The sequence below is a fragment of the Rhizobium sp. Leaf262 genome (assembly GCF_001422245.1).
Lineage (GTDB): Bacteria > Pseudomonadota > Alphaproteobacteria > Rhizobiales > Rhizobiaceae > Agrobacterium.
On sequence record NZ_LMMM01000015.1, the window covers coordinates 55,562 to 80,999 of the forward strand.

Consider the following 25,438-nt stretch of genomic DNA (forward strand, 5'->3'; position numbering starts at 1 on the left):
CCCTACCTGAACATCACGCGTCTGCGGATTGGGACAAGCGATGCCCCGGTCCGTTCGCTGATCCAGCCCCAAATCCCACGCGGAGCCTTCAACATGATGATGATGGCCATCGCACCGAGGATCATCAAATAGGTCGTGCCGAGGTCGGCCAGCGTTTCTCGCAGAAGAAAGAACACCAGCGTACCGATGATAGGTCCCTCTATCGTTCCGATGCCACCTATGACAGCGATGAAAATGACGTAGGCGGTCCAGTCATTGACGCTGAACGCAGCATCCGGAGAAATGCGCAGTTTTTGCAGGAAGATGAAAGAGCCTACCATGGTCGTGAGGCCTGCGACGCAGACATAGACGGTCATTTTTGTCATCCAGGCGTTGATTCCCAAGCTTTCTGCGGCAATCTCGCTGTCTCTCAAGGCCGTCAGTGCCAGCCCCGTTTTCGACCTCAAAAGCAGGACGACGGACAGCAACGCCACGACAGCGATCGCCAGTCCGGTCCAGTAGACGGCAATCTCCCGCCACTCCCTGTTGCTTGCGATGCTGGTCACGACGGCACTTGGCAAACTCGAGCCGGACCCGCCTCCAAGCGATGACGTTTGCGCAAAAGACAGGCGAAGGACTTCGGCAAACACCCAGCTGCCGATGGCGAAATAGGCACCGTGCAGCCGAAACAGCAAAACCCCGATCGGAATGGAGATGAGCGCGCCCAGAATGCCGGAAACGAATATCGCCAATATGGGATTCACACCCAGAAAAATGGCCAGCGCAAAGAGCATGTAGCCGCCAAAGCCGACGAACGCCTGTTGGCCGACAGAGACCAGTCCGCAATAGCCAGCAAGAAGATTCCATAGGCTGGCCAGCGCCAGAAAAGAAAAAATTTCGCCCATCAGCCGGATATTGGCCCGTCCAGTCAGCCACGGCGCGGCGATCAATATGACCAGCAGCAACAGAGCCACGACCGATGTGGCCCTGCTGGCCGGAGTGGAGCGTTCGATTTGGAAGCTCATGATGATCAATCCATTTTCGGGAAAAGGCCACGCGGGCTGACGGCAAGAATGATGAAGAAGACGATATGACCCGCCAGGATTTGCCAGCCTGGTGAAATCTGGGCACCGATGGCCTGTGCCACTCCCAAAACCACGCCGCCTGCCAGCGTGCCCCACAGGTTGCCGAGACCTCCGATAATGACGGCCTCGAAGCCGAAGATCAGTCTGGTCGGTCCGGATGCGGGATCGAAGTTGGTGCGAATTGCCAGAAATATGCCAGCGATAGCGACAACGCCCAGAGAAAGAGCCATGGCCATGCTCGTGATATGGCGGCGGTCGATCATCATCAGTTGCGCAACCTCACCATCGTCAGACGTTGCGCGAAATGCACGACCAAGAGAGGTGTGGAAGAACACGCGGTCCAGACAGAAAATCACGACGATGGAGACGACGAACATCAGGAGCGGAAGAATACCGACCGTCAGTCCCGGTAGTATGTCGAGGCTGGCCGTCTCGAGCGTTCCGGCCGACAGGCGTTGGCTATCGGCTGTAAAGCCCAGCAGAAGGCCGTTCTGTAGAAGAACCGATATCCCGAATGTGACGAGCAGAGGCGAAAGCACGTCTTTGCCGAGCACGGGGTTCAGCAGAAATCGCTGCAACAGGTACCCGATCACCGCCATGATGGGTACGACGAGCAGAGCGGAAACAAGTGGGTGCAAGCCGGTCGCCTGCACAACGACAAGCGCGATATAGGCCGCAAGAACGATCAGGTCTCCATGGGCGATGTTGACCAGCCGCATGACACCGAAGATCAGCGAGAGCCCTGCGGCAAACAGCGCATAGAGGCCACCGAGCAAAATTCCCTGAACAATCGCGTTCATCCAAAACATAGCTGTCATATCCCGAAATAGGCTGCCGTGACGTCGGCTCTGCTGAATTGCGATGGCGCGCCCGTCAGGGACACTTTCCCTTCCTGAAGGCAAACAAAACGGTGGGCGACGGAAAGGGCCCGCGACACATCCTGCTCGACCAGAACGATGGAAACGCCGCTGCCGGCAATGACGGGAAGCACCGAGTAGATGTCTTTGATGACCACGGGCGCAAGGCCGAGTGAAATCTCGTCAAAGAGAATGATGTCGGGATTGGCCATCAATGCTCTGCCAATGGCGACCATCTGCTGCTGGCCACCCGACAAAGCGGTGCCCGGATTGTTTTTGCGTTCGCGCAAGACGGGAAACAGGGAATAGATGCGGTCCAGCGACCATTGGCCGGGCCGCGCCCTTTCGCCACCAATCACGAGGTTTTCTTCCACGGTAAGAGACCGGAACAGACGACGACCTTCCGGGACAAGCGCTATCCCGCATCGGGCGATCCTGTCTGGCCGCATTCCGCCAATGTCATTGCCACGGAAACGAACCATGTCTTTGCGGCATGGGACCAGTCCGGTTATGGCCTTCAGAAGCGTGCTCTTGCCTGCTCCATTAGCGCCGATGAGTGCCAGCGTCTCTCCGTGAGACAGGGTGAAGTCGACGCCGAACAAGGCCTGGAAGTCCCCGTAACCGGCCTTGAGGCCGTGCGTGGACAGAAGGATGTCAGACATGATTGACCTCCTCGTCCGTTCCCATGTAGATGGCGCTGACCTGCGGGCTTGCCATTGTGGCCGCGGGATCGCCATCCGCAATCTTGCGACCGAAATCGATGACTGCGATCCGGTCTACGATGGCCAGAAGCGCGTGAACGACATGCTCGATCCAGATGATCGAGACACCCTCCGCGCGCACGGTCTTGATGGTCTCTACGAGTTCCAGGCACTCCGGCTGTGTCAGGCCACCAGCGATCTCATCGAGAAGCAGAAGCTTGGGAGAGCTTGCCAGCGCTCTGGCCATCTCCAGGCGTTTTCGCTCGAGCAGCGTGAGGTGACCTGCCAGTACATTGGCCTTTGCTGCAAGCCCCGTGAGTTCGAGGACTTCGATAGCCTTGGTCGAACCCGCGGTCTCTGTTCTGCCCGCCCCGAAAGACGCTCCGATAAGAACATTTTCATAAGTCGTCATCCCCACAAACGGATGAGGGATTTGAAACGACCTGCTGATACCCCGATGACAGCGGCGACGCGCAGGCATACGCGTCACATCGGCTCCGTCGAAGCGGATCGTCCCCGCGTCAGGCAGGGTGGTTCCGGCAATGAGGTTGAACAGCGTCGTCTTGCCCGCGCCATTGGGGCCGATGATGCCCAGGGCTTCGCCTGCGGTGACGGACAGGGAAACCTGATCCGTCACCTGCAGCGCACCATAGCGCTTGCTGACCGTGTCCAGTTCTATGATAGACATTGCCTTCTCCTGACTGGTTTTGCAGGCTGGAACCGTTCTCTAAAGGAGTTTGAGTTCACCGCCGACCGGTATGTCAGGAGCTTGCTTGTTGGTGGTGATTACCAGTTCGGCCCTGCCGTTCACGCTCTGCCACTGGCCTGCGACCAGCGGCGTTTTGGTGACGTTCTTGACCGGACCCTTGGACCAGTCGACCGGCCCGACGATCGTCTTTATATTGGTGGCCTTGATGGCATCGATGATCGCGACCGGATCGTCCAGATCCGCGGTTCGCTTGACCACATCGGCAACCACTTCGAAGAGGGCGTGTTTGAAACCGATGGGCTGCGTCCACGGGCGATTGGCAGCTTTGGTGTATCCCTCCGCCAGCACTCTGGAGCTTTCCCCCGTCAGGCTGGATGAAAACGGATGATTGGGCGACCACCATATTTCCGAGGATAGACCAATGCCGCGCTCGCCCAGCGATGCGATGACGGAGGGGAATAAAAGTGCCTTCCCAATCGTCACGATCTTGGGCCGCAAGCCCTGCTGCCCGGCCTGGCTCCAAAAGGTGGCGAAGTCCGGCGGGATCATGTTTCCCGTGACGATCTCTGCACCGGCTGCCTTGAATGCGGAAATATAGGCCGAAAAATCATCCGACATCGGCTGGTAACGGCCAGGATCGGTCAGGGCATAACCACTTTCCTTGAGCGGTTTGGGGAACCCACGCTCCGGATCGCCCCAGGCATTGCCATCCGCATCATTGGGGAAAAGGCCGCCGACCTTTTTCGCCACATTCGGATTGTCCCACAGGGACTGGAATGCGGCGATAACATCTTCAAGACCCCAGAAGAAATGATAGGTGGACTCAAAACCTTTGTCTGGCAGGCCGTTTCGGCCGAAAAAATAGGGCTGCCATGGGCAATCCGTCGTGATGCAGGGCGTGCCGTTTGCTTCGGCCTGATCTGAGACCGGATTGACGGTATCGGGAGTGGAGGCCGCGACGATGATGTCGACTTCATCCTTCAGGATCAAATCCGCAGCCACCTCTGCCGCCCGGTTCGGGTTCGACTGGCTGTCTTTGGAGATGATCTCGATGGCCCAGGACTTGCCGTTGTTATCCACACCGGAAAGAGCTTTTTTGATGCCGTTCAGAATGTAGTCATTGGCTTCTGCAAAGCCCGCAAGCGGGCCGCTGACCGGGCTGACATGCCCGACCTTGATGGTCGGTGTGGCGGCATAGGCCCGCGTAAACCGTAAAATTGCCGGTGCAGCAAGTGCGGTACCTGCTAGCACCATGAAACTGCGGCGACCCATGTCGCCACCTGTTGCCTTCAAACCCCGCATGCGCTCCTCCCAGATTTGCGTGCCGTTGTTTCTGTTATGCTTGGCTCAGATGTCACCTACCCTGCGGTATATCCTCCGTCGGCGTAGAGTGTATGCCCGGTATAGAAGTCCGATGCTTTCGATGCGAGGAAGAGCAGCGGTCCGGCCAGATCGGAGGGCTCGCCGAGGCGGCCTTTGGGGACGCGTGTGAGAAAACCGGTGCGGACCTCCCTGGCTTTGTCGGTATCCTCGAACATCCAGGCCGTCAGCGGCGAGCGGAAAACCGTGGGGGCTATGGCATTGACCGTAATCCCCGTTTCGCCCCACTCGCAGCCCAAGGCTCTGGTCATGCCATCGACGGCAGATTTCGATGCGCAATATGCGGTATAGCCAGCGGGGTGGCCGAGAAGTCCGCGTGCGGACGACATCAGGACGACCTTGCCTCCCTCTCCCTGTTCGATCATGCGTTTGCCCGCAGCCTTCGCCATCAGCCAGCTTTGCGTGACATTGGCATCCATGACGTCGAGAAAACGATCCGGTGACATATCGACGATTTTTGCGACGTCGTTCTTTCCGGAAGCAACGACCAGCACATCCACGCGCCCAAAGGCTGCAACCGTGTCGGCGATGATCGCCTCGCACGCTGCTTCATCGGTGGGACGTCGATTGATCGACAGCGTTTCTGCACCCAGCGCAGAACAGGCATCCGCCGTTTCCTTGAGGGCATCGCGGTTGCCAGCGACCAATGCGATGTGAGCGCCTGCGCCCGCGAGAATTTTTGCTGCCAGCGCACCGAAGGCGCCCGAGGCACCGGTTACGATAGCGACTTTGCCGCGAACATCGAAAAGGGCTGAGGGGTTTTTGAGAAAGTCATCCGAGGTCACGTCGAGGCTCCTGAAGGATAGGGAATGACAACAAGCATCTTGCAGATGTGATTGGTGCGATTTTCGATCTCACGGATCTCGCCGGCGGGTATCGTGCAACTGTCCAAAGGGCCCAGCACGACCTCCTCCCCTCCCGCAATCACCGTCATATGGCCTTCAAACACCACATAGACTTTTTCGAACGGCGTGGAATCCGGGCCTGCCCCACCCCCAGGGAGAAACTGGGACAGTCCGACCCACTGGTTCCTCGGCCCTCTGTCTTCGAACCCCTGAAGCCGAAGCCCCACGACACCCCTATGGTTCGGGGCGTCATAGGGCCGTGCTTCCTCAAAGCGTTTTACGAACATGTCTCCTCCTCCTCGTCCGTGGACGCGTAACGGCGACCATCAAGGAAAGAGATTTGCTCACCCGACATCGCTGTACCTTATAACGGTACATCTGTATCGAAATTTGTCAATCGACCTGTGAAGGATAAATCGACAGGCGTGCCGCGCTAAGCTCAGGCCTCAGCAAACGCCTGCCGAGCTATGCCTCGTTCTTTGCGGTTCCCAGCGCACGCACCATTGCAAAGCGCGCTTCCTTGAGCTTGACGACGATCTCGTCCATCACCAGCGGAAAACGCGGAGACGGTACAGGAACGGAAATCGCGTAGATGTTTCCCGCCGTGTCGCGAAAGCCTGTCCCGACAGCACAGATGCCGGGAGTGTGTTCCCCGTGATCGTAGCTGACGCCAGTCCGACGCGCCTGCTCGACATCTTCGGCGATTGCCTCCACGGATCGCGACGCGTCTGCTCCCAGACCGGCAACCTCATGCTCGATCAGTGCGAGCGCCGTTTCTGGATCGAGCATCGACAGACAGGCCTTGCCGGTGGCCGTATTTGTCAGCGGGAAAACCTCACCCACCGCCGACACCGTTCGAAGTCGGTGCGTCCCGGTAATCTGGTCGATGAACAAAACCTGACCTCCCCGCATCATGGAAAGGTCAACCGTTTCGCCGGTCGCTTGCGACAGGGCAACGACATGGCTGCGCGCAGCGGTCGCCACATCGACGCGGCCTGCCTGTGCCAGAGCCTGCAAACTCGGCCCGAGCCTGTAACCGCCTTCATCGCCCGCTGGCACGACAAAATCTTCTTCGATGAGGGCGTTGACGATTCGCTGGACGGTTGAGCGCGGCAAGCCCACCTGATTGGCAATCTGCGCAAGGCTTGGCGCTTTGCCGTCTCCCTTCAGGCACCTCAGGACGGAAGCCGCCCGCGCAATTACCTGAATTCCCGGCACGCGACCCTGCTCGGAGTCATCATTCTCTATCGCCATAAGGCCTCATTCCCTTGTTTGTTCGCGGCGATTTTTCACCATGGCGGCGCGGCTGTCAATTTAATTGTACCGCCATATGATACAGGCAGCTCATTTTTAAGATGGATAATTGACCGCATTGCGGTTCATGTGTATCAATATGCAAGACAGGCAGGAGGAGCCTTCCTGATTTCAAGCGCATATGGAGGAGATTTTCATGGTGAAGATCCGCGGCATCGAGTTCGAGGCCAACCTTGATAATTCGATGGGACTTGAGTTCTACAACCTGAGCCACCGGTTCGGTTTTCAGAACCCAAACTGGCCTTATTTTCAGGACACAAAAATTGAACGCATCCACTACATGGCGAAATCTGGCGTTCTGAGCCAACGCATCACGACAACCATGCATGCGACGACCCACATCGATGCGCCTGCCCATGTCGTACAGGGCACGCCTTTCATCGATGAAGTGCCGCTACCGCACTTCTTCGGCAGCGGCATCGTCGTTTCCCTGCCCAAAAAGAAGTGGGAGCCGATCACGGCGGACGATCTGGAAAAAGCGTGCGGGCATGCTATTCGCAAGGGCGATGTCCTCATCATCAATACCGGCTGGCATAAGCAATATGAGGACGGCGACTACTTCGCCTATTGCCCGGGTTTCGTCGCCTCGGCTGGTGAATGGATGGTGGAAAAGGGCGTCAAGGTCGTTGGGCACGATACCCAGGCAAACGACCATCCGCTGGCAACGGCGATCGGCCCGCAGCGCAACGGCCCTCTCCTGCCACATCTCAAGGAAGAATATGCCGAATGGTCCGGCGGTCGCGACTGGAAGGACGATTTCCCGGATTGGGAACCCGTCCATAACATCCTCTTCAAGAACGGCATTCTCGGCATTGAGAATGTGGGCGGCGATCTCGACGCGGTGACCGGCAAACGCTGCACATTCGCATTTTTCCCATGGAACTGGGATCGCGGCGACGGCTGCATCATTCGTCTCGTCGCAATGTTGGACAAGGGCCAACAATACCGCATCGAGGCCGGCGAGAGCTTCTGACCCCCTCACCCATGGCTGATCCGACAGTCATGCACTGGTCGTAAGCCGAAGAGTGCCGACACGAGTGGCGGCTGGTGATGATTGCGCCAGTCGCCCGTTCTCTCGTCATGGCAGAGTTGCCATGACGGTCGGCCTTGCCTCGCATATCGTGACGGAAGAGAGCAGAGAATGACCGATATCAATCGCATTGCCGTCATCGGCGCAGGCCTCATGGGGCACGGGATTGCTCTGGCATGTGCCCGTGCAGGCTTCGACGTCACCATCACCGACCCGGTACCCGAAGCGCGCACATCCGTCAAAAGCCGCATCGCCGAAAGTCTTGGCCTCCTCGGTGCAGACCAGGCTCAGGTGGAAGCGGCACTTGGCAACGTCCATGTCCGGGCGAACGTGCGTGACGCCGTCGAGACTGCCTCCCTGGTGTTCGAGGCGGCACCGGAAAAACTCGAACTGAAACAATCCATTTTCTTGGAAATCGAGGCTTATGCACCGCCGGACGCCATTCTTGCGTCCAATACCAGCGTGATGCCGATCACCGCGATCATGAGCCAGTTGCAGGACAAGAGCCGCGCGCTTGGTACCCACTGGTGGAACCCGCCGCACATCATTCCTCTCGTTGAAGTCATCCGGACCGCGGATACGACCGAAGAAACGATGGCGGCAACGATTGCCGTTCTGACACGGGCGGGAAAGACGCCCGTTCGCGTGGAAAAAGATGTTCCGGGGTTCATCGGCAACAGGCTGCAGCACGCGCTGTGGCGTGAGGCCATCAGTCTGGTCGAGCGCGGCATTTGCGATGCGCCGGCCGTCGACACGGTGGTCAAGGCAAGCTTTGGACGGCGTCTCGCTGTTCTCGGGCCACTGGAAAACGCCGATCTCGTCGGTTGCGACCTGACGCTCGACATCCACAACACTGTCCTTGCAGACATCGAAAACAGAGCCGGGCCTTCGCCACTGCTTGAGGACCTCGTCTCGAGCGGGCGGCTGGGCATGAAAACGGGAGAAGGCTTCCGCGCGTGGTCACCCGAAGAAGCAAAGGCATTGAGGGAAAAGGTCGTCTCTCACCTGCGCAGGCTGGAAGACATTCTGGACTGAGCAATCTGACTTATTTCGCGAGAAAACGGACATGTTGTCCGTCTCCATCATCCTGTTAAGAAGGCAATTCGTCATGGCCAAGCGTCCAAAAACCATCATTACCTGCGCTATCACGGGCGCCATTCACACACCCACCATGTCGGATGCACTTCCTTACACGGCAGACGACATTGCACGGCAGGCGGTAGAGGCGGCCGAAGCTGGCGCATCGATCCTGCACCTTCACGCGCGTCGGCCCGAAGATGGCGGCGTGACAATCGATCCGGACGCATTCTCCGCCTTCCTGCCAAGGATCAAGCAGGCGACGAAAGCGGTGATCAACATTTCGACGGGTGGCAGCCTCAAAAATTCCATCGAGGAGCGCATCGCACCGGCGAAGCGGTTTTCGCCGGAAATGTGCAGCCTCAACATGGGGTCTATGAATTTCTCCTTCCATCCGCTGGCGAAGCGCTACGATTCATGGAAGTTCGACTGGGAAAAGGACTATGTCGCCAATTCCGACACCTATATTTTTCGCAATACATTCCGGGACATAGAAACCGTCGCGTCGGAACTGGCACCGCATGACATTAAATTCGAACATGAATGCTATGATGTCGGGCACCTCTATAATCTGCGCTTCTGCATGGATATCGGTCTGTTCAAGGCGCCGATCTTCATCCAGTTCATCTTCGGTATTCTTGGCGGCATCGGCCCCGAAGTGGACAACCTCGTCTTCATGAAGCGGACCGCTGATCGCCTGTTTGGCGATGACTATCGCTGGTCGGTTCTGGGTGCAGGTGGTGCGCAGATGAGCCTAGCAACGACCGCAAGCCAGATGGGCGGCAATGTGCGCGTCGGGTTGGAGGACAGCCTCTTCCTCAGCCGCGGCAAGCTGGCGCAATCCAATGCCCAGCAGGTCGCCAAGATAAGACACATCATCGAAGATCTCGGTTGCGACGTCGCTACACCGGATGAGGCGAGAGAGATTCTGGGCCTCAAAGGAGCAGATCGGGTCAGCTTCTAACTTCGTTCGCGTCAGTCGATGCGCGGCAATGAAGGTTCGCACGAAAAAGGCAGCTCAAGGCTGCCTTTTTCGTTTTCTGTGAGACGATGCTTCACCCGAAAGCTTTCAAGCCGCTTTACGCATAGCGTCTGGCAGTGTTGGTGGAGACGTCTGGCGTGCCTCGTCCCATGCGCGCTACAACCGTTCGCAGCTGTTGACCTGCCGAGCCGAGCTGGAAGCGGGAGAGAAGATCGCTCAGTTTCTGGCTTTCCTGTGCAAGGCCCGCACCCGCGGCATTCATCTCTTCCACCATGGCAGCATTCTGCTGCGTTGCCTGGTCCATGTGGTTCACAGCGGTATTGACTTCCGCAAGCCCGGAAGACTGTTCCTGCGCCGCCGTTGCAATGGCATCCATATGGGCATTGACGACCTGCACAAGTTGCTCGATGGCAGACAGTCCCTCGCCGGTGTCACTCACAAGCTTCACGCCCTCCGACACCGCAAGCGTCGAATTGTTGATCAGCGACTTGATCTCCTTGGCCGCATTTGCCGAACGCTGTGCGAGTTCACGCACCTCCTGGGCAACGACCGCAAAGCCTTTGCCAGCTTCACCGGCTCTTGCAGCCTCGACACCGGCATTCAAAGCCAGCAGGTTCGTCTGGAAAGCAATCTCGTCGATGACCGAGATGATCTGGTTGATCTGGCGCGACGATTCTTCAATCCGCTGCATGGCTGTTACGGCATCGCGCACCACAGCGCCCGATTTGTCGGCGTGGCTGCGTGCATCCCGCACGATATCGCGTGCTTCCGCCGTGCGCTTGGACGTCGCCACAACGTTGGCGGTGATCTCTTCCAGCGCTGCTGCGGTCTCCTCCAACGAAGCCGCCTGCTGTTCGGTGCGCTTGGCCAGATTGTCGGATGCGTCAGAAATCTCCTTCGAGCCGCCGGTGACGGTCGAGACCGAATTTTCGACAGAGACAAGAGCCTCACGCAGATGACGAACGGATGTGTTGAAATCGGACCGCAGCGCCTCGAACTGGGCTGTCATCGGCGTGTCGATCTCGCATTGCATGTCACCCTGTGCAAGCCGACGCAGGTTCGCCGCAAAGGTCCGCGTGGTCTCGTTCAGCCGCTCCTCGGCTTCCGCCTCGGCACGCGCCTGCATTTCAGCCCGCTCCGATTCCGCACGGTTGCGGATCACCACGGCTTCCGCCTCAAGCTCGGCATTGCGAATGGCCGACTGGCGGAACACTTCGACGGCACTGGCCATCTCGCCGATCTCGTCCTTGCGTCCAAGATGCGGAATGCTGCTGTCCTTGTCGCCATCGGCCAATGCGCCCATGCGGTTCGAAATGCCTCGAATAGCCGACGAGAGAGCTTTGAAGACGGAGACGGACAATGCAATCGTCAGCACAATCAAAAGGCCCATGCTGACCAGCATGATCGTGAGCTGGCGGCTGGCGGCATCGATCTTCGTCTGTGCCAATTGATTGAGATTGTCAGCCGTTGCCTTCAACATGGTGCCAAAGGCGTCGCGGCGTGCGTTCATTGCTGCATTCCACGCGCCAAGATCATTCGGTGCGGGCGTATAGGTGACGTTGTTGGCCATATTGTCGACGGTCTTTTCAATCAACTGCCCATCAGGCAACTGCCAGAAACGACTGTAGTCGGCCATCAGATTGGCGGGAACGAATTCCTGCATGGTCTTCACCGAATTCGTGATCAGCCCCTTGCCGTTGAAAAGGTGCTTCAGGTCTTCGATGGCAATGCTGCCTGCCTGCGAATATTTCCGACCCAGCGTGAGGAAAATCAGGTAACCGTTGTTGGTCTGAAGAAAAGCGTAATAGCCACGGATACCGCGGGACAGTTCCGCATCCTCGACGAGATTGCCTGCCCGACCGGCTATATCCAAGCCCACGGAAGAGATGGGCTGCAGATATTTCAACGGAAGGAGCGGATCGGGATCATTGGCATCGACCTTGCTGCGATACTCGGCAAGGTTGGAGAAATTCTGCACCAACTTCGTCTTCAGCCCCGCCAGGAGCGGATCTTCTTTCCCTGCCGGAAACGCCACATCATAGGTGCGCAGCAGCTCGGCATAATCCTGATCGGTCTCCCGTCGCGACGCCGACCTGTCTGCGGCTGTTGCGCCGGCTTCTGCCGGCATGGAGCGCTGAAGCGCCGCACCTGCCCTGGCCACACGCACCAGTTCGACGGCCTTCTGCATCGCCAGGAAATGGCCATAGGCGCTTTGGCTTGCCATGGCACCAAGAATAACGGTTGCAAGCAACGGTACGATGGCCAGCATCGTCAACTGCGTGCGGAACGAAAACACTTTCACAAAACCAAACATTACAATTCCCCTGAACTCCCGGTGACAACCGAGATCCCTTACCCACGAAAATTACTCTCAATTATAGAAATATATATTACGAATAAGCTAAAATTTTCGAAATTAATCGAAACGGCAGAGTTTTAGTGGATCATCATATATGTACGCCTCGGACGTGGCCTTAGGTTTGGCGTTAGCGATTAGAAAAAATCAATAGAATGCGTCTGCTGGAATAAACTTCTACCCTTGGCCTCCTTCATCGAATGGCGTTTCCCAATCGCCCTCGCGCGGGCACTCGGCGGTCTGGCTTCATCGATGAGCTCCGATATTGTCTGGAGGTCTTCGCATGGCTTAGCGGCCGGGCGACTGGACCACCCGGCCCCGAAATATTCAGCATGACAATCAGGATGACGGCATGAGCGGCGCGAATGAATTTCTCTGGTACATCCCAAACGATACAAAGGCGGGCCACCGGGGAGATACGGCCTCTACAGATCACAACAGCCTCGCGACGCTGACATCCCACGCCAAGGCGCTGGAGAAAAACGGCTGGAAAGGCGCATTGATCGGCACCGGATGGGGACGCCCGGACACCTTTACGGTGGCCACCGCGATTGCCGCCCAGACTTCGACCTTTGAGCCACTCGCCGCCATTCGCCCCGGCTACTGGCAACCCGCCCATTTTGCTTCCGCTGCTGCCACCCTCGATCAACTCTCAGAGGGACGACTGCGCATCAACATCGTCTCGGGACGGGATGATCTCGCAGCCTATGGAGACAGCGAGGGTGATCAGACTGAGCGATATTCCCGCACGAAGGAATTCATGAGGTTGGTCCGCAGGCTCTGGACCGAAGAGGATGTGAGTTTTCAAGGGGAGCATTTCCAGGTCAGGCAGTCGACTGCACAGCCCCGAATCCAGCGTCGGGACGACAGGCTCCATCCGAAACTCTACTTCGGTGGCGCATCGGAGGCCGCCGAACGCGTTGCCGCAACGGAAGCGGATATCCAGCTATTCTGGGGCGAGCCGCTGCAATCCATAGAGGAGCGAATCTCGAGATTGAAGGATTTGAGCAAACGGCTCGACCGTGACCTGCCTCCTCTGGAATTCGGGCTGCGCATCACCACACTCGTCAGAAGTTCGACCGCCGAAGCGTGGAGGGATGCCGAAAGCAAGGTGGCCGAGATGGCAAAAGGCAGCGGCACGCGGTGGAATGATCACCTTCAGTCCGTTGCCGTAGGCCAGCAGCGATTGTTCGACCTTCAGAAACAGGGCGACGTACTGGATGACAACCTTTACACCGCCCCGGGACGCGTGGGCGGTGGCGGCGCAGGCACGACCTGGCTCGTCGGATCGGCAGAAGATGTCGCTGCATCACTGCGCAAATATCGGGAACTCGGCATAACGAAATTCATCTTGTCAGACACGCCTTATCTCGCGGAGATCGAGCGACAGGGGCAACAACTGCTTCCACTGCTCAAAGATTAATTTGGTCCGTGGCTCGCGAGCCGATGGACGTCTGTGAGGCGCTCTATCAGGAGGCGTGCGCGAAAACGGCCGAAGCTGGAATGAAATTCTATTAATTCACTAGAAATAGAATGACCGGTCTTCCTTGTTATTGCCTGGGCACCGTAGAGTTTCGGCCACCAGAGACTTCATCTCTGGCTCACTCCTCCCGGGAAGGCGATCAAGACAGATGCCACGCTATGTAATTATTGGAGCCGGTGCGGTTGGCGCAAGCTTGGCGGCGCAATTTGCCTTAACCGGCATCGACTACGTTCTGATAGGACGTGGCGCCCAGGTGAACCATATCAGGCAGCATGGGCTGACCTTCCAGAGACCCGGTGGCTCACGCCAGATCGCGCTGGAAGCGTTCGATGTCGCGGATGCGCCGGAATTGCATTCCGATGACGTTCTGCTGCTCACCGTCAAATCGCAGGATGCCGCAAGCGCGCTGGCTTTCTGGTCCTGGCGGAACGTTTCAGGGACGGATGCGCCGGCAGCAACGGCTGTTCCCATCGTCACGTTTCAAAATGGGCTTGCAACGGAAGCCGCTGCACTGCGAACCTTCGCCAGGGTGTATGGCGCAAGCATTTTGACGCCCGCAAGATTTACGCAGACCGGAACCGTGGTCGCCGCTGGCGAGCCCGAACTGGGAATCGTAACGGTGGGGCGCTTTCCATCAGGAGACGACAAAACCAGCAAGCAGATAGCCACCGACTTGAAAAGAGCTGGTTATCTCGCCGAGGTGACGAATGACATTCGTCGCTGGAAGGCTGCCAAGCTTTTGCACAATGTGGGCAATGTGCTCGAACTGTTCGACGGTGCGGAAACGTTACGCGAGATCGTTGGTGCGGCCATCATCGAGGAAGCCCGGCAGGCGCTCGCGGCAGCGGGCTACACCTTCGCCTCCCCCTCGGAGCGAACAGTCGATATCAGCAACTGGCGTGTCGCACCCGACAGCGGAATCGTGCGCGGTCAGCAATCGACCTGGCAAAGCTTTACGCGCGGCGCCTCGAGCGAGGTCGATTTCCTCAATGGTGAGATCGTTCTTCTCGGTCGTCTCCATGGCATTGCCACGCCCTACAACGAGGTCGTGCAGGCTCTCGCCGGAGAACTTGCCCAGCGCGGCACATTCACAGCACCCCTGCCCCTGGAAGCGATCATCTCACGTCTGGATGGCGTTGATCCGTCACCGCCCGCGCTGGCTGTCGGAACATGATGGAGCTAGCCACCCAATGAATTTCATCCGACAGTTCGAAGCGGAACAATGAGAGAAGCCATATCAGACCACATCATCGCCGCAGCCGGCACCCTTTTCTACCGAGAAGGAATCCGGGCCGTTGGCATCGACAGGATCATCGAAGAAGCAAGGGTCGCCAAGGCAACGCTTTACCGGCACTTCCCCTCGAAGGACCATCTCGTCGCCGCCTATCTGGAAGCGCGCCATGAACGGGTGATCCAGTCTCTGCAGGAGGTACTCTCCAACGCGACGTCCCCAAGAGAGCAGATCAACTCGATCTTCGAGCAACTCTACGAGAAAGCCAGCAGCCCGGATTTCCGCGGTTGCGCCTTCGCACTTGCCGTTGCCGAGCACTGGGATTCCGAAAAAGTCTCATCCGTTGCCCGCACTCACAAAGTCGTGGTGCGAGAACTCTTTGCGACTGTTCTGGCGAAAGCGGGCGGCACGACCGATCTGGCCGCTGCCCATCTTGCACTTCTTTATGAAGGCGCTCTGGCGACGGTCGCTGTCGGGCGGGATGCAAAGGCCGTGCTTGTTGCGCGGGACTGTGCGTTGTCCGTGTTTGACGCAGCCGCCACCTTCCATCACCCCAACCGAAAGCAAGCATAAATGACAAAGACCATCGATTACTTCTTCAGCATCGGTTCACCGTGGGCCTTCATCGGGCTCGAGGCGTTTTCAGCACTAGCGGGCCAGTATGGCGCAGCGATAAAGCCCCATGTCATCCCGTTGATCGAGGAAAATGGCGGCATCTATTCACGCAACCGTCCCGAAATTCGGCGTGCCTACTGGATGAAGGATCTCAAGCGCTGGGCGTCGGTGCGAGGCAAGGTCTTGAACTTCGACAACCGCGCAAGCCTGTCCGATCCGGCACCGGCAGGTGCGCTGGTCGCCGCAGCCATCGAGCGCGGTGACGACTGGCTCGCATTGACCCTTGCGCTTCAGGAGGCGTTCTGGGTTCGCGGCGAAGACATTGGCAAGCTGGATGTTCGCCTGTCGATTGCCGGTGCGGCGGGGTTAGACGGCACGGCATTGGAAGAGCACGCTCAAAGCGAGGCTGCGCAGGCATTTCGCACATCCAGTTACGACGTGGCAAAGACCGCAGGCGTGTTCGGCGTGCCCACCTATCGCTACGAGGGTGAGCTTTATTGGGGGCAAGACAGCCTTCCATTCCTCGAACGCCATCTGAAGGGCGAGAAGCTTGCCGCTTAGCCGCCGACGTGATGAGTCAGGTAGCACGACCGCCTGCCTCATCCGCATGGATGCGTTTGCATCAGAGCCTTCATAATGCTCGCCGCAACAGCACATTCGAACACAGGCGATGGTGAGGACCGAGATGACGTCTTTCAAACCCCACAGTTCTCATTGGGGCGCTTTTTCCGGTCGTGTTGAAAATGGCCGGCTGGAAATCAGGCCGCACGACAATGATCCCTACCCTTCGCCATTGCTCGGCAACCTGCCGGCTGTGGCAGACAGCCCGGTCCGCGTCAGGCGTCCTGCCGTCAGGCGCGGGTGGCTGGAAGCAGCGCATGACCACGCACAGCGGCGCGGCGGGGACGAGTTCGTCGAAATATCCTGGGACGAAGCCGAAGCACTGGTCGCCGCAGAACTGCGCCGGGTCTATCAGACGCATGGGCCGCAATCCGTGTTCGGCGGTTCATACGGCTGGGCGAGCGCCGGCCGGTTTCACCATGCCCAAAGTCAAATCCACCGGTTTCTCAACGTTCTCGGCGGCTATGTGCGCTCCGTCAACACCTATAGTTCGGGGGCGGCGATGGTCATCATCCCGCATGCCCTTGGACCTTACGACAATTTCGACCGCAAGAGCGTTACCTGGGACGCCATTGAACGCAGCACCGAACTCGTATTGGCGTTCGGCGGCATGGCGATCAAGAACGCCGATGTCCATGGCGGCGGTATCAGCACACACACGGTTCGGCAAAAACTGGGCGGGGCCGGACAGCGAGGCGCGCACTTCATCTCCGTCAGTCCGTTGAGAGACGATTTTCCCGCAGAGTTGAGCGCCGAGTGGCTGCCACTCAAACCCGGTACGGACGTGGCACTGATGCTGGGGCTCGCTTACGCCCTTGTCAGTGAACGACTGCACGATCAGGCGTTTCTACGCCGCTACACCGTGGGGTATGACAGGTTCGAGACATATCTGCTCGGCGAAGCCGATGGCGAACCGAAGAGTCCGGAATGGGCCGCATCGATCTGCGGTATCGATCCCGACACAATCCGCAGTCTTGCGCGAAAAATGGCAGGCAGCAGAACCCTGATCACTGTCAGCCACTCCCTCCAGCGGGCCGATTATGGCGAACAGCCGGTCTGGATGGGAATTGTGCTCGCTTCGATGCTCGGCCAGATCGGGCTTGATGGCGGAGGGTTTTCCTATTCTCTCGGCGCGCTCGGCAATATCGGCAATAACCTACTGGCCGTCCCCCTGCCGACGCTTGGCCAGTTTAAAAATCCCGTATCGGACTATATTCCCTGCGCCCGAATTGCGGACATGTTGCTCAATCCCGGCGGCACATTCGAGTACAACGGACATTCACTTCGCTACCCCCACATTCGCCTTGTCTATTGGGCTGGCGGCAACCCTTTTCATCACCATCAGGATATCAACCGGCTGAGGGCAGCCTTCAAACGCCCGGAGACGATCATCGTCCACGAATCCGCCTGGACCTCCACCGCGCGCCACGCCGACATTGTGCTTCCTGCAACGACCACGCTTGAGCGTGACGATATCGGTGCCGCCGATCGCGACCCACTGATGATCGCGATGAAGCGCCTTATAGAGCCTGTCGGCGAAGCGCGTGACGACTTTGACATTTTCGCTGGTATTGCATGCCAACTCGGCCTGGAGGAGCCATTTACAGAGGGGCGCAGCAGCAGAGAATGGCTGGCCTACCTGTATGAAACGACGCGTACTGCACTTGCGTCTCAGGGGCATGATGCGCCCGACTTCGAGACTTTCTGGCAGAGGGGCGAACTCCCGCTTCCAACGAAGGAAGATCAGGGTGGCCCGGCACGGTCGTTTCGACTGGACCCGACTGCCAACCGCCTGCCAACGCCCTCCGGCAAGATCGAAATCTTTTCGGAGACGGTGGAGGGCTTCGGCTATGACGATTGCAAGGGACACCCGCGCTGGTTCCCAGCAAAAAGCGAAGTCTCAGATGAGGTCGCGCTTTACCCGTTCCATCTCGTCTGCAACCAGCCCCACCAACGGCTGCACAGTCAATTGGACTATGGGGCGTTCAGCCGCTCGAAAAAGATCAGGGATCGTGAGCCCGTTCGCATCAACCCGAAAGACGCGCATGCGCGAGGAATTTCTGACGGCGATATCGTCAGGCTGTCCAATGACCGCGGCAGTTGCCTTGCAGCCGCGACCCTGAGCGATCAGCTCATGCCGGGCGTTTTGCAACTCGCAACGGGAGCATGGTTCGAGCCGCAGGATGCCACTGCAGAGAAAACCATGTGCGTTCACGGCAATCCCAATATCCTGACGCGAGATATCGGCACCTCGAAGCTTGCGCAAGGATGCACCGGCCAAATCACAAGGGTTCAACTTGAACGATATGTCGGACCCGTCCCGCCGGTCCATATTTTCGATGCCCCGAAGTTCGGATCTCGGTGAGTGCCAACCCAACATGCCAGGGCAAAATGTCAACGGCGTGCGTCAGTTCGACAAGGCTGAAACACCAATCCAACCAGCAGCGAAAATGGCGATAAATTAATCCCCTAATTCCATAGAAAAAGAACAACCAGTCTTTCTCTCTTTCACGTCGCTGCTAATGTGTTGGCACGATGAACATCTCACAGCAGGGGACTGCGTCATGACTGTAATATGTAGAAGCGGGCGCGCTGCGAGAACTGGCAAGCAACGCTAAACGCGCCAGCCGCAGCAGCACCCGTCAATTCCACATCATCAGGCTTTTGGTCCGCATCGCAAAGATGACGCGGAAGCGGGATGTCGCACGCTTTTTTGCGACCCTTCACAAGCCAGCACATGTTCAAATTCGTCTCCTATCAGGATTGCATATGACCCGAATTCTTCCTCTATTGTCCGTTTCCCGACGTAAACTGCTTGTTACGGCTTCGATTGCGGCATCTGCCGCGCTTTTCCTGTCTGCGAGCGGCCCTTTGACCGCGCAGGCGGCAGACACTCCGCGCGACGGCGGCGACATCACTTTTCTGATCGACAGCCTCGGCGACACCTGGATTCCCAACAACAGCGCCATATCGAGCTTTCAGGGACATATCTGGGGGCATGTTGCAGACAAGCTGCTTTACGTGGATGCCGAGGGCAAGGTCAGCCCATGGATTGCCGAGAAATGGGAGCAAAACGACACGGCGACGGAGTTCACCCTTCATCTGAAAAGCGGCGTAACCTTCTCCGATGGCGAGCCGCTGGATGCAAAGGCGGTAATTGCCAACCTGGACATCTGGTACGCAGGCCGGAAGAACGAGGGCATCAACCCGATCGGTCTTTTCCCGAAAACCTATGATCGTGCCGAGGCAATCGATGCCACGACGGTCAAGGTCTTCTTCAAAAAACCGACCCTTGGTTTCATTCCAACGCTCGGCTACCACGGCTCCATCCTGATCTCTCCCAAGACGATCGCGCAACCTGCAAGCGTGCAGGCAGACCTCAGCAAGACGGCAGGAAGCGGCCCCTATGTCGTCGAATCCTGGAAAGAGGGCGACCATGTCACCCTCGTCAAACGCAAGGACTACAACTGGGGTCCGGCGGCAGTCGGCCATACGGGCCCGGCCTATCTCGACACCATCACCTACAAGCTGGTGACCGAGCCATCATTGCGTGTTGCATCGATCCAGTCCGGTCAGGCCGATGTTGCCTATAACGCTTCGCCCCAAGAGCTGAAATCGCTCAAGGAAGAAGGTTTTACGGTAGCAACCCCGCGCTATCTCGGCTTCGTCAACGGCTGGGCCGTCAACACCAAGCTGCCGCCCTATGACGACGTGAAAGTACGTCAGGCCTTGCAGACGGGCATCAACCGGCAGGAGATCATCGACACCGTCTACACGCCCGACTGGAAGCTGGCGACGTCCTTCATCCAGAGCAACGTGCCGGGCGCGACAGATCACAGTGATCTGCTGGCTTACAGCCCCGACAGGTCGGAAAAGCTTCTTGAAGACGCTGGATGGGTCAAAGGCTCGAATGGCATCCGCGTAAAAGACGGCAAACCCCTGGAGCTGACCATCCATTCCAACCCCTATCTCGCGACGTCGAAATCGGTCGACGAGCTGATTGCGCAACAGCTCGGAAAGCTCGGGTGGAAGGTGAATATCCGGACGTACGACGTGGTGACATTCGGTGAGAAGGTGAAGTTCGGCGGAGCGGCTATTCCGACCTACGAAGTAACGCGCAGCTTCATCGATGCCGGTACGGTGGCAAGCATTCTGACCAATGCCAATAATGGCGAGAACTGGTTTGCGCTGGACGAGCGGGACTCAACGATCAACGACCTGCGAGACAAGATTGCCGGTGCTGGCTCCGTCGAGGAGCGCAAGCCTCTGTTGGACAATCTGCAGAAATACGTGCTGGAGCAAGGCTACTTCATCCCGCGCACGCAGATCGTTCAGCGCATCTATGTGCAGGCTCCAAACCTCAAGGGCGAAGTCTACAATGGCGTGGCTTATGCCAGCTATTACACGGCCTACCTCGCCGAATAGGACTTGAACCCGATAGCAACGTCAAGGAGGTGACGGCATGAGCAATGCCTACCTAACCTACGCCGCAAAGCGGCTCGGCCAGGCGATCGTCGTCATCCTTCTGGCCTATGTCTTCACCTTCGTGGTCGTCAGCATTCTGCCTGGCGACCCGATAACCAGCGTGCTGCGCAATCCTCAGAACGGCTTTTCGGAACAGGAGATTGCCGAAATCATCGCCGCGCAGGGGCTGGACAAGCCGATCATCGTGCAGCTGTGGAACTCGCTTTCGGCGTTTCTGACCGGCGATCTCGGAATGTCGATGCGCTCCAGCCGGCCGGTTGCGACGATGATTGCGGAGGTCTTGCCGTCGACGCTCATTCTGGCGGCATCAGGCCTTGCCGTCGCGCTCTTTCTGGCGTTCGCCGTTGCCTATGGGACGCAGGTCTTGCCTAGAAAATACGGCCAAGGGCTGCTTCGCGCCTTCCCCTCCCTCTTTCTTTCGACACCGAACTTCGTCATCGGCCTGTTCCTCATCCATCTCTTCGGTTTTCAGCTCCGACTGTTCCGCGTGATAGAGCCGGACAGCTTCTGGGCGACCTTCTTTGCCGCCATCACCATCGGCATTCCGTTTTCGGCGCAGATCGCCGAAGTGCTCATCGCCAATCTCGATCACGAGGCAGAGCAGGATTATGCCACGGTTGCTCGCAGCCGGGGCATCGGCCCAAGACGCCTGTTCACGACACATCTTCTGAAACCCGCATCGCTTCCGGTCGTCACCGTCATCGCCCTTACGGTTGGTGAGCTTCTCGGCAACTCGCTCATCACGGAAACCGTATTTGGGCGTACCGGGATCGGCAGTCTGGTGCAGCGGTCCGTCAGCACGCAGGACCTGCCGGTTCTCCAGGCTATCGTCTCTCTCGGTGCCGTCGTCTTCGTCGTGGTCAATCTTATCGCCGATCTTCTCTACCCACTGCTCGACCCGCGGGTAAAGATCATCGTCGATCGCAAACGCCGTCCGTCCGTTGCCGATGATGCACATCTTTCCTTGGAAACGGGAGCAAAGCCATGAGCCTCGTCTCAAATCCAGTCTCCCATGACGGCATCTTCGACAAGATCAGACATCTGAACATCACGCCGACGGTCGCGATTGCCTTTGTCGTCATTGCCATCGTCATCGCATGGTCGATCGCGCCGCAAGTCTTCACCAGCCAAAGCCCTGTCAATGGTGTTCCCGCCGACAAGCTGCTTGCGCCAAGCCTTTCGCATTGGTTCGGGACAGATCACCTTGGGCGCGACCTTTACACGCGCGTCGTCTACGGGACGGCCTCATCGGTATCGAGCGCTTTGGTTGCCGTGGTGATCGGCGTCGTCATCGGTGGTTTGATCGGCCTTCTTGCCGGATTTTTCGGTGGCTGGGTGGATGTCGTCTTTGCCCGTTTCGTCGATGTTCTCCTGTCGATCCCGAAATTCCTGCTTGCGGTTATCATCGTCACCGCCATCGGCTTCGAGACGATCAATGCGGCAATCGCAACAGGCATCTCGGCCATTGCCTTCTTCGCACGCGTTGCACGCTCCGAAGTCATCAAGACGCGTCAGGCCACCTTTGTGGAAGCCGCATTTCTGCTCGGCGGCTCACGCAGCTTCATCGTGCTGCGTCACGTCCTGCCCAATGCGTCGCGGTCTATGTTGCCGCTTGCCGTGCTGCAATTCGGTGAGTCCATCCTCATCATCGCAAGCCTGGCGTTTCTCGGCTACGGCGACCCGCCACCTTCATCCGACTGGGGCCTGCTGATCTCGATCGGCAAGGACTATCTCAAATGGCCCTGGCTCGTTTATGCGCCCGCGTTCGTTACGATCGTGACCGTCCTCTCTGTCAACAGGATCAGCCGATGGCTTCGCAAATCGCACTGAAAAAAGCGCCCACCCAGACACTCTTCGCCATACCCTCCCCCAGTGCGGCGATCCCACTCCTGCGCGTCCAGAACCTTGCCGTCTCCTACGGTCGGCAAGAGGTGGTCCATGATGTGGGTTTCGAGATCGGGCGTGGCGAGAGCCTTGCCCTGATCGGTGAATCCGGTTCGGGCAAATCCACCATCGCCAAGGCGGTTCTGCGGCTTTTGCCCAATGGGGCGACAGCGAGCGGTCAAATCATATTCGACAAGCAGGACGTCCTTGGCCTGTCGGAAAGACGGTTCCGACCGTTTCGTGGCCGGGAAATAGGCTTCGTTCCGCAGGACCCGGGAAATGCTCTCAACCCCGTAAGGACGATCGGTTCGCAGGCTCTAGAGGCCGCAGCCCTCACCGATGAGCGCAATCCGGCCCTGCACCCAGCACTTATTCTCGAAACGTTCGCCAAAGTCGGCCTCGACAACCCGCAACGCGTCTACGATTCCTATCCACATCAGCTTTCCGGTGGAATGTTGCAGCGTGTTCTCATTGCGCTTGCCATCCTGCCACGCCCTTCGCTTCTGGTGGCGGACGAACCGACCTCCGCCCTCGACGTGACCATCCAAAAGCGTATTCTGGACCTGCTGTCGCGCTTGCAGCAGGAATTGGATATCAGCCTGCTTCTCATCACCCACGATCTTGCCATCGCGGCAGAGCGGGCCAACAGGCTGGTGGTTCTCAAAAACGGCGCCGTTCAGGAGGCAGGCCGGACGTCTACCGTCTTTTCCTCACCCTCCTCCACATACGCGAAAAAGCTTCATGGCGACGTCCCGGCGCTCAATCCGAACCGGTACGCCGGACTTCGCGACCCTGGCTTCAGCCGCTCCGGAGACGAGGCAGTTGCAAAAATTTCGGTCAAAGACGTCACCAAACGCTTTGCAGTCGATGGGAAAGTCTTGACCGCGGTCGATGGCATCTCGTTCTCGGTGGCCGCCGGCACGACCCACGCGCTTGTCGGCGAATCCGGCTCCGGCAAGACGACGACGATCCGGCTGCTACTGGGTCTCGAGGAGCCCGAAGCCGGGTCGATCCGGGTCGCAGGCGACACGGTTACCAGCAAGAGCCATTCGTCTCTGATATCCGTCTGGCGGCATCTCCAACTTGTCTATCAGAACCCCTTCACCTCGCTTGATCCCTCATGGAAGGTCGAACAGCTCATTCGCGAGCCTCTCGACCGGTTCAAGATCGGCACGCCCGCGGAGCGCACAGATGCGGTGCGGGAAGCACTTGCAAATGTCGGCCTTGGAGACCACCTTCTGCGCCGCAAACCCTCTGCTCTTTCGGGTGGGCAACGTCAGCGCGTGGCCATCGCACGCGCACTGGTTTTGAAGCCCGACGTCATCGTTCTGGACGAGCCGACATCCGCTCTCGATGTCAGCGTCCAAGCCGATATCGTCGAGGTTCTGCTGTCGCTTCAGGCAAGATTGGGTCTGACCTACGTCTTCGTGTCCCACGACCTCGCCCTAGTTCGACAACTGGCGCACACCGTGTCGGTCATGCAGCGGGGCCGGATCGTCGAGCATGGAAGCGTGACAGAGGTCTTTGCCGCGCCCAAGCATGACTACACGGCCTCACTTCTTGCTTCCATACCCTCGGGCATTGCAGAGACGCGGGAAGCTCCGGTGTCGATCCTGCAACGCGTGCAGCGCAAGGAACATGTCGGGTGAATATTGCGGCACCATCCCCAGACCTTTCAGCGGCGTTTCGGCCCAAGCTGCGGCTCGGTTTCAACACGCGTGTTTCGTTCAACGATGACGATGGGCCTGCCCGCGGGCTGCGAGAGGGAATCGCACTGTTTAAGGAAGCCGAGCGGCTCGGCTATCAATCTGGCTGGGCCTATCAGCGACACTTCGACCATTATCTCTCGTCGCCGCTGCCATTCTTTGCCGCTGCGGGCCAGCATACGCACCATATCACGCTCGGCTCGGCCGTCATTCCGATGCGATACCAGGACCCTATCCTGCTGGCGGAAGCGGCTAGCACGACCGACCTTCTGATCGATGGAAGGCTGGAGCTTGCTCTGTCGACAGGTGCGAACGGGGCTTTTGACGCGGTTTTCGGTGGCGTCGAAACGGACGCACGCACGGAGGCCAAGCGCCGGCAGGCACGTTTTCTCTCTGCTATTGCAGGCGAGGTTCTGCACAGGGTGACCGAACAGGATCGTGGCGCTCCGCTGGGTGCGGAGCTGCGCGTTACGCCGCACAGCCCGACCCTTCGCAGTCGCATCCGGCAGGGATCGGCAAGCCTGGAGTCTGCCATTCAGGCGGCGGAACTGGGTATCGGCCTCATTTCCGGAACGGTTCTGCACGACCACGACGACGGTGAGAGCTTCGGCGAATATCAGGCGCGCATCATCTCGGCATATCGGAACCACTGGCGTCGCCTGTGGAACACTGAGCCGCCGCCGGTGGCCGTCGCCGCATCCGTTCTTGTCGGGACGACCGCTGAGCTGCTGGAAAAATATGCGGCCTATGATCTAGAACGCCGCACCGCGGGTATTGCCGCCTCGCGTCCCAAGGGTGCGCTCGCGCCGGCCAGCGCGCCGCCCGGCGCCCAGATTTCTCCCGTGTTTCAGGGCACACCTGATCAGGTCATCCGTGCCGTGCTGTCCGACCCGGGCCTTGCAGCAGCCGATGAACTCGTGCTCTTCCTGCCTCCAGCGTTCGGACTGACCGACAACATTCGCCTGCTTAGCGATCTGGTAACGGAAGTTGCACCGTCCCTCGGATGGAAGCCTGCGCCTCACATTCCCGAACCAACACAACGCGACCTCTCGGGTTCTCGTTCACGTCCATAGTCAGGCAATATTTTCTACAATATCC

Annotated in this window: 22 protein-coding genes; 13 read left to right on the forward strand and 9 right to left on the reverse strand. The window is 58.5% G+C overall.

Going from position 1 to position 25,438, the window contains the following annotated elements:
• Window positions 1–2: 2 nt before the first annotated feature.
• The 8 genes from ASF29_RS12895 to ASF29_RS12930 all read right to left on the reverse strand — a co-directional run bounded on the left by ASF29_RS12895 (window position 3) and on the right by ASF29_RS12930 (window position 6,810).
• Window positions 3–1,004, reverse strand: a complete 1,002-nt coding sequence (locus ASF29_RS12895) for a branched-chain amino acid ABC transporter permease (protein ID WP_062451284.1) — start codon at window positions 1,002–1,004, stop codon at window positions 3–5.
• A 5-nt stretch (window positions 1,005–1,009) separates the two neighbouring features.
• Window positions 1,010–1,873 (reverse strand): branched-chain amino acid ABC transporter permease, encoded by an 864-nt coding sequence (locus tag ASF29_RS12900; RefSeq protein ID WP_062451086.1) that lies wholly within the window; start codon window positions 1,871–1,873, stop codon window positions 1,010–1,012.
• A 5-nt stretch (window positions 1,874–1,878) separates the two neighbouring features.
• Entirely contained in the window at window positions 1,879–2,583 is a 705-nt protein-coding gene (locus ASF29_RS12905; RefSeq protein WP_062451087.1) for an ABC transporter ATP-binding protein, read from the reverse strand.
• Window positions 2,576–3,310 carry an ABC transporter ATP-binding protein gene (locus ASF29_RS12910; RefSeq protein ID WP_062451088.1) on the reverse strand — a complete coding sequence of 245 codons (735 nt, stop codon included), beginning with the start codon at window positions 3,308–3,310 and terminating at the stop codon, window positions 2,576–2,578. The genes ASF29_RS12905 and ASF29_RS12910 overlap by 8 nt, the downstream gene beginning before the upstream one ends.
• A gap of 39 nt (window positions 3,311–3,349) precedes the next feature.
• Window positions 3,350–4,633, reverse strand: coding sequence for an ABC transporter substrate-binding protein (locus ASF29_RS12915; RefSeq protein WP_082453495.1), 1,284 nt, complete (start codon window positions 4,631–4,633; stop codon window positions 3,350–3,352).
• A gap of 56 nt (window positions 4,634–4,689) precedes the next feature.
• The gene (locus ASF29_RS12920) at window positions 4,690–5,496 is read right to left on the reverse strand and encodes an SDR family oxidoreductase (protein WP_062451089.1); all 807 of its coding nucleotides are present in this window, start codon (window positions 5,494–5,496) and stop codon (window positions 4,690–4,692) included.
• Window positions 5,493–5,843, reverse strand: coding sequence for a cupin domain-containing protein (locus ASF29_RS12925; RefSeq protein ID WP_062451090.1), 351 nt, complete (start codon window positions 5,841–5,843; stop codon window positions 5,493–5,495). Before ASF29_RS12925 ends, ASF29_RS12920 begins: the two co-directional genes overlap by 4 nt.
• A 178-nt stretch (window positions 5,844–6,021) precedes the next feature.
• Complete coding sequence (locus ASF29_RS12930; RefSeq protein WP_062451091.1) at window positions 6,022–6,810, reverse strand: IclR family transcriptional regulator; 789 nt, start codon at window positions 6,808–6,810, stop codon at window positions 6,022–6,024.
• Window positions 6,811–7,006: 196 nt separating this feature from the next.
• Here ASF29_RS12930 and ASF29_RS12935 point away from each other — a divergent pair, with 196 nt between their 5' ends.
• From ASF29_RS12935 to ASF29_RS12945, 3 genes are all read left to right on the forward strand, one after another.
• Window positions 7,007–7,843, forward strand: coding sequence for a cyclase family protein (locus ASF29_RS12935; protein ID WP_244473552.1), 837 nt, complete (start codon window positions 7,007–7,009; stop codon window positions 7,841–7,843).
• Window positions 7,844–8,011: 168 nt separating this feature from the next.
• On the forward strand, window positions 8,012–8,935 hold the full coding sequence (locus tag ASF29_RS12940; RefSeq protein ID WP_062451093.1) for a 3-hydroxyacyl-CoA dehydrogenase NAD-binding domain-containing protein: 924 nt from the start codon (window positions 8,012–8,014) through the stop codon (window positions 8,933–8,935).
• A 73-nt stretch (window positions 8,936–9,008) separates the two neighbouring features.
• On the forward strand, window positions 9,009–9,941 hold the full coding sequence (locus ASF29_RS12945; RefSeq protein ID WP_062451286.1) for a 3-keto-5-aminohexanoate cleavage protein: 933 nt from the start codon (window positions 9,009–9,011) through the stop codon (window positions 9,939–9,941).
• Between the two features lie 115 nt (window positions 9,942–10,056).
• Here the strand turns inward: ASF29_RS12945 and ASF29_RS12950 are convergent, their stop codons facing one another.
• Window positions 10,057–12,273 (reverse strand): methyl-accepting chemotaxis protein, encoded by a 2,217-nt coding sequence (locus tag ASF29_RS12950; RefSeq protein ID WP_062451094.1) that lies wholly within the window; start codon window positions 12,271–12,273, stop codon window positions 10,057–10,059.
• A gap of 394 nt (window positions 12,274–12,667) precedes the next feature.
• Here ASF29_RS12950 and ASF29_RS12955 point away from each other — a divergent pair, with 394 nt between their 5' ends.
• The 10 genes from ASF29_RS12955 (at window position 12,668) to ASF29_RS13000 (ending at window position 25,413) form a co-directional block, all read left to right on the forward strand.
• Window positions 12,668–13,738, forward strand: coding sequence for an LLM class flavin-dependent oxidoreductase (locus tag ASF29_RS12955; RefSeq protein WP_062451095.1), 1,071 nt, complete (start codon window positions 12,668–12,670; stop codon window positions 13,736–13,738).
• 208 nt (window positions 13,739–13,946) lie between these two features.
• On the forward strand, window positions 13,947–14,972 hold the full coding sequence (locus ASF29_RS12960; protein WP_062451096.1) for a 2-dehydropantoate 2-reductase N-terminal domain-containing protein: 1,026 nt from the start codon (window positions 13,947–13,949) through the stop codon (window positions 14,970–14,972).
• Between the two features lie 48 nt (window positions 14,973–15,020).
• A complete protein-coding gene (locus ASF29_RS12965) occupies window positions 15,021–15,602 on the forward strand; it encodes a TetR/AcrR family transcriptional regulator (protein ID WP_062451097.1) in 582 nt (193 codons plus the stop codon).
• Complete coding sequence (locus tag ASF29_RS12970) at window positions 15,603–16,205, forward strand: DsbA family protein (protein WP_062451098.1); 603 nt, start codon at window positions 15,603–15,605, stop codon at window positions 16,203–16,205. It abuts the gene before it with no gap.
• Between the two features lie 124 nt (window positions 16,206–16,329).
• Entirely contained in the window at window positions 16,330–18,630 is a 2,301-nt protein-coding gene (locus tag ASF29_RS12975) for a molybdopterin guanine dinucleotide-containing S/N-oxide reductase (protein ID WP_062451099.1), read from the forward strand.
• 404 nt (window positions 18,631–19,034) lie between these two features.
• The gene (locus tag ASF29_RS12980) at window positions 19,035–20,690 is read left to right on the forward strand and encodes an ABC transporter substrate-binding protein (RefSeq protein ID WP_062451100.1); all 1,656 of its coding nucleotides are present in this window, start codon (window positions 19,035–19,037) and stop codon (window positions 20,688–20,690) included.
• A 37-nt stretch (window positions 20,691–20,727) separates the two neighbouring features.
• The gene (locus tag ASF29_RS12985; protein ID WP_062451101.1) at window positions 20,728–21,738 is read left to right on the forward strand and encodes an ABC transporter permease; all 1,011 of its coding nucleotides are present in this window, start codon (window positions 20,728–20,730) and stop codon (window positions 21,736–21,738) included.
• Entirely contained in the window at window positions 21,735–22,580 is an 846-nt protein-coding gene (locus ASF29_RS12990) for an ABC transporter permease (protein WP_062451102.1), read from the forward strand. Before ASF29_RS12985 ends, ASF29_RS12990 begins: the two co-directional genes overlap by 4 nt.
• Window positions 22,559–24,283: an ABC transporter ATP-binding protein gene (locus tag ASF29_RS12995; RefSeq protein WP_062451103.1), complete on the forward strand. Its 1,725-nt coding sequence runs from the start codon at window positions 22,559–22,561 to the stop codon at window positions 24,281–24,283. Before ASF29_RS12990 ends, ASF29_RS12995 begins: the two co-directional genes overlap by 22 nt.
• Window positions 24,280–25,413: an LLM class flavin-dependent oxidoreductase gene (locus ASF29_RS13000; RefSeq protein WP_062451104.1), complete on the forward strand. Its 1,134-nt coding sequence runs from the start codon at window positions 24,280–24,282 to the stop codon at window positions 25,411–25,413. The genes ASF29_RS12995 and ASF29_RS13000 overlap by 4 nt, the downstream gene beginning before the upstream one ends.
• Window positions 25,414–25,438 lie beyond the last annotated feature (25 nt).

Bases quoted from the DNA above. Each gene is read 5' to 3' on its own strand.
- ASF29_RS12895 (WP_062451284.1), bottom strand. From the start codon at position 1,004: ATGAGCTTCCAAATCGAACGCTCCACTCCGGCCAGCAGGGCCACATCG.
- ASF29_RS12900 (WP_062451086.1), bottom strand. From the start codon at position 1,873: ATGTTTTGGATGAACGCGATTGTTCAGGGAATTTTGCTCGGTGGCCTC.
- ASF29_RS12905 (WP_062451087.1), bottom strand. From the start codon at position 2,583: ATGTCTGACATCCTTCTGTCCACGCACGGCCTCAAGGCCGGTTACGGG.
- ASF29_RS12910 (WP_062451088.1), bottom strand. From the start codon at position 3,310: ATGTCTATCATAGAACTGGACACGGTCAGCAAGCGCTATGGTGCGCTG.
- ASF29_RS12915 (WP_082453495.1), bottom strand. From the start codon at position 4,633: ATGCGGGGTTTGAAGGCAACAGGTGGCGACATGGGTCGCCGCAGTTTC.
- ASF29_RS12925 (WP_062451090.1), bottom strand. From the start codon at position 5,843: ATGTTCGTAAAACGCTTTGAGGAAGCACGGCCCTATGACGCCCCGAAC.
- ASF29_RS12930 (WP_062451091.1), bottom strand. From the start codon at position 6,810: ATGGCGATAGAGAATGATGACTCCGAGCAGGGTCGCGTGCCGGGAATT.
- ASF29_RS12935 (WP_244473552.1), top strand. From the start codon at position 7,007: ATGGTGAAGATCCGCGGCATCGAGTTCGAGGCCAACCTTGATAATTCG.
- ASF29_RS12940 (WP_062451093.1), top strand. From the start codon at position 8,012: ATGACCGATATCAATCGCATTGCCGTCATCGGCGCAGGCCTCATGGGG.
- ASF29_RS12945 (WP_062451286.1), top strand. From the start codon at position 9,009: ATGGCCAAGCGTCCAAAAACCATCATTACCTGCGCTATCACGGGCGCC.
- ASF29_RS12950 (WP_062451094.1), bottom strand. From the start codon at position 12,273: ATGTTTGGTTTTGTGAAAGTGTTTTCGTTCCGCACGCAGTTGACGATG.
- ASF29_RS12955 (WP_062451095.1), top strand. From the start codon at position 12,668: ATGAGCGGCGCGAATGAATTTCTCTGGTACATCCCAAACGATACAAAG.
- ASF29_RS12960 (WP_062451096.1), top strand. From the start codon at position 13,947: ATGCCACGCTATGTAATTATTGGAGCCGGTGCGGTTGGCGCAAGCTTG.
- ASF29_RS12965 (WP_062451097.1), top strand. From the start codon at position 15,021: ATGAGAGAAGCCATATCAGACCACATCATCGCCGCAGCCGGCACCCTT.
- ASF29_RS12970 (WP_062451098.1), top strand. From the start codon at position 15,603: ATGACAAAGACCATCGATTACTTCTTCAGCATCGGTTCACCGTGGGCC.
- ASF29_RS12975 (WP_062451099.1), top strand. From the start codon at position 16,330: ATGACGTCTTTCAAACCCCACAGTTCTCATTGGGGCGCTTTTTCCGGT.
- ASF29_RS12980 (WP_062451100.1), top strand. From the start codon at position 19,035: ATGACCCGAATTCTTCCTCTATTGTCCGTTTCCCGACGTAAACTGCTT.
- ASF29_RS12985 (WP_062451101.1), top strand. From the start codon at position 20,728: ATGAGCAATGCCTACCTAACCTACGCCGCAAAGCGGCTCGGCCAGGCG.
- ASF29_RS12990 (WP_062451102.1), top strand. From the start codon at position 21,735: ATGAGCCTCGTCTCAAATCCAGTCTCCCATGACGGCATCTTCGACAAG.
- ASF29_RS12995 (WP_062451103.1), top strand. From the start codon at position 22,559: ATGGCTTCGCAAATCGCACTGAAAAAAGCGCCCACCCAGACACTCTTC.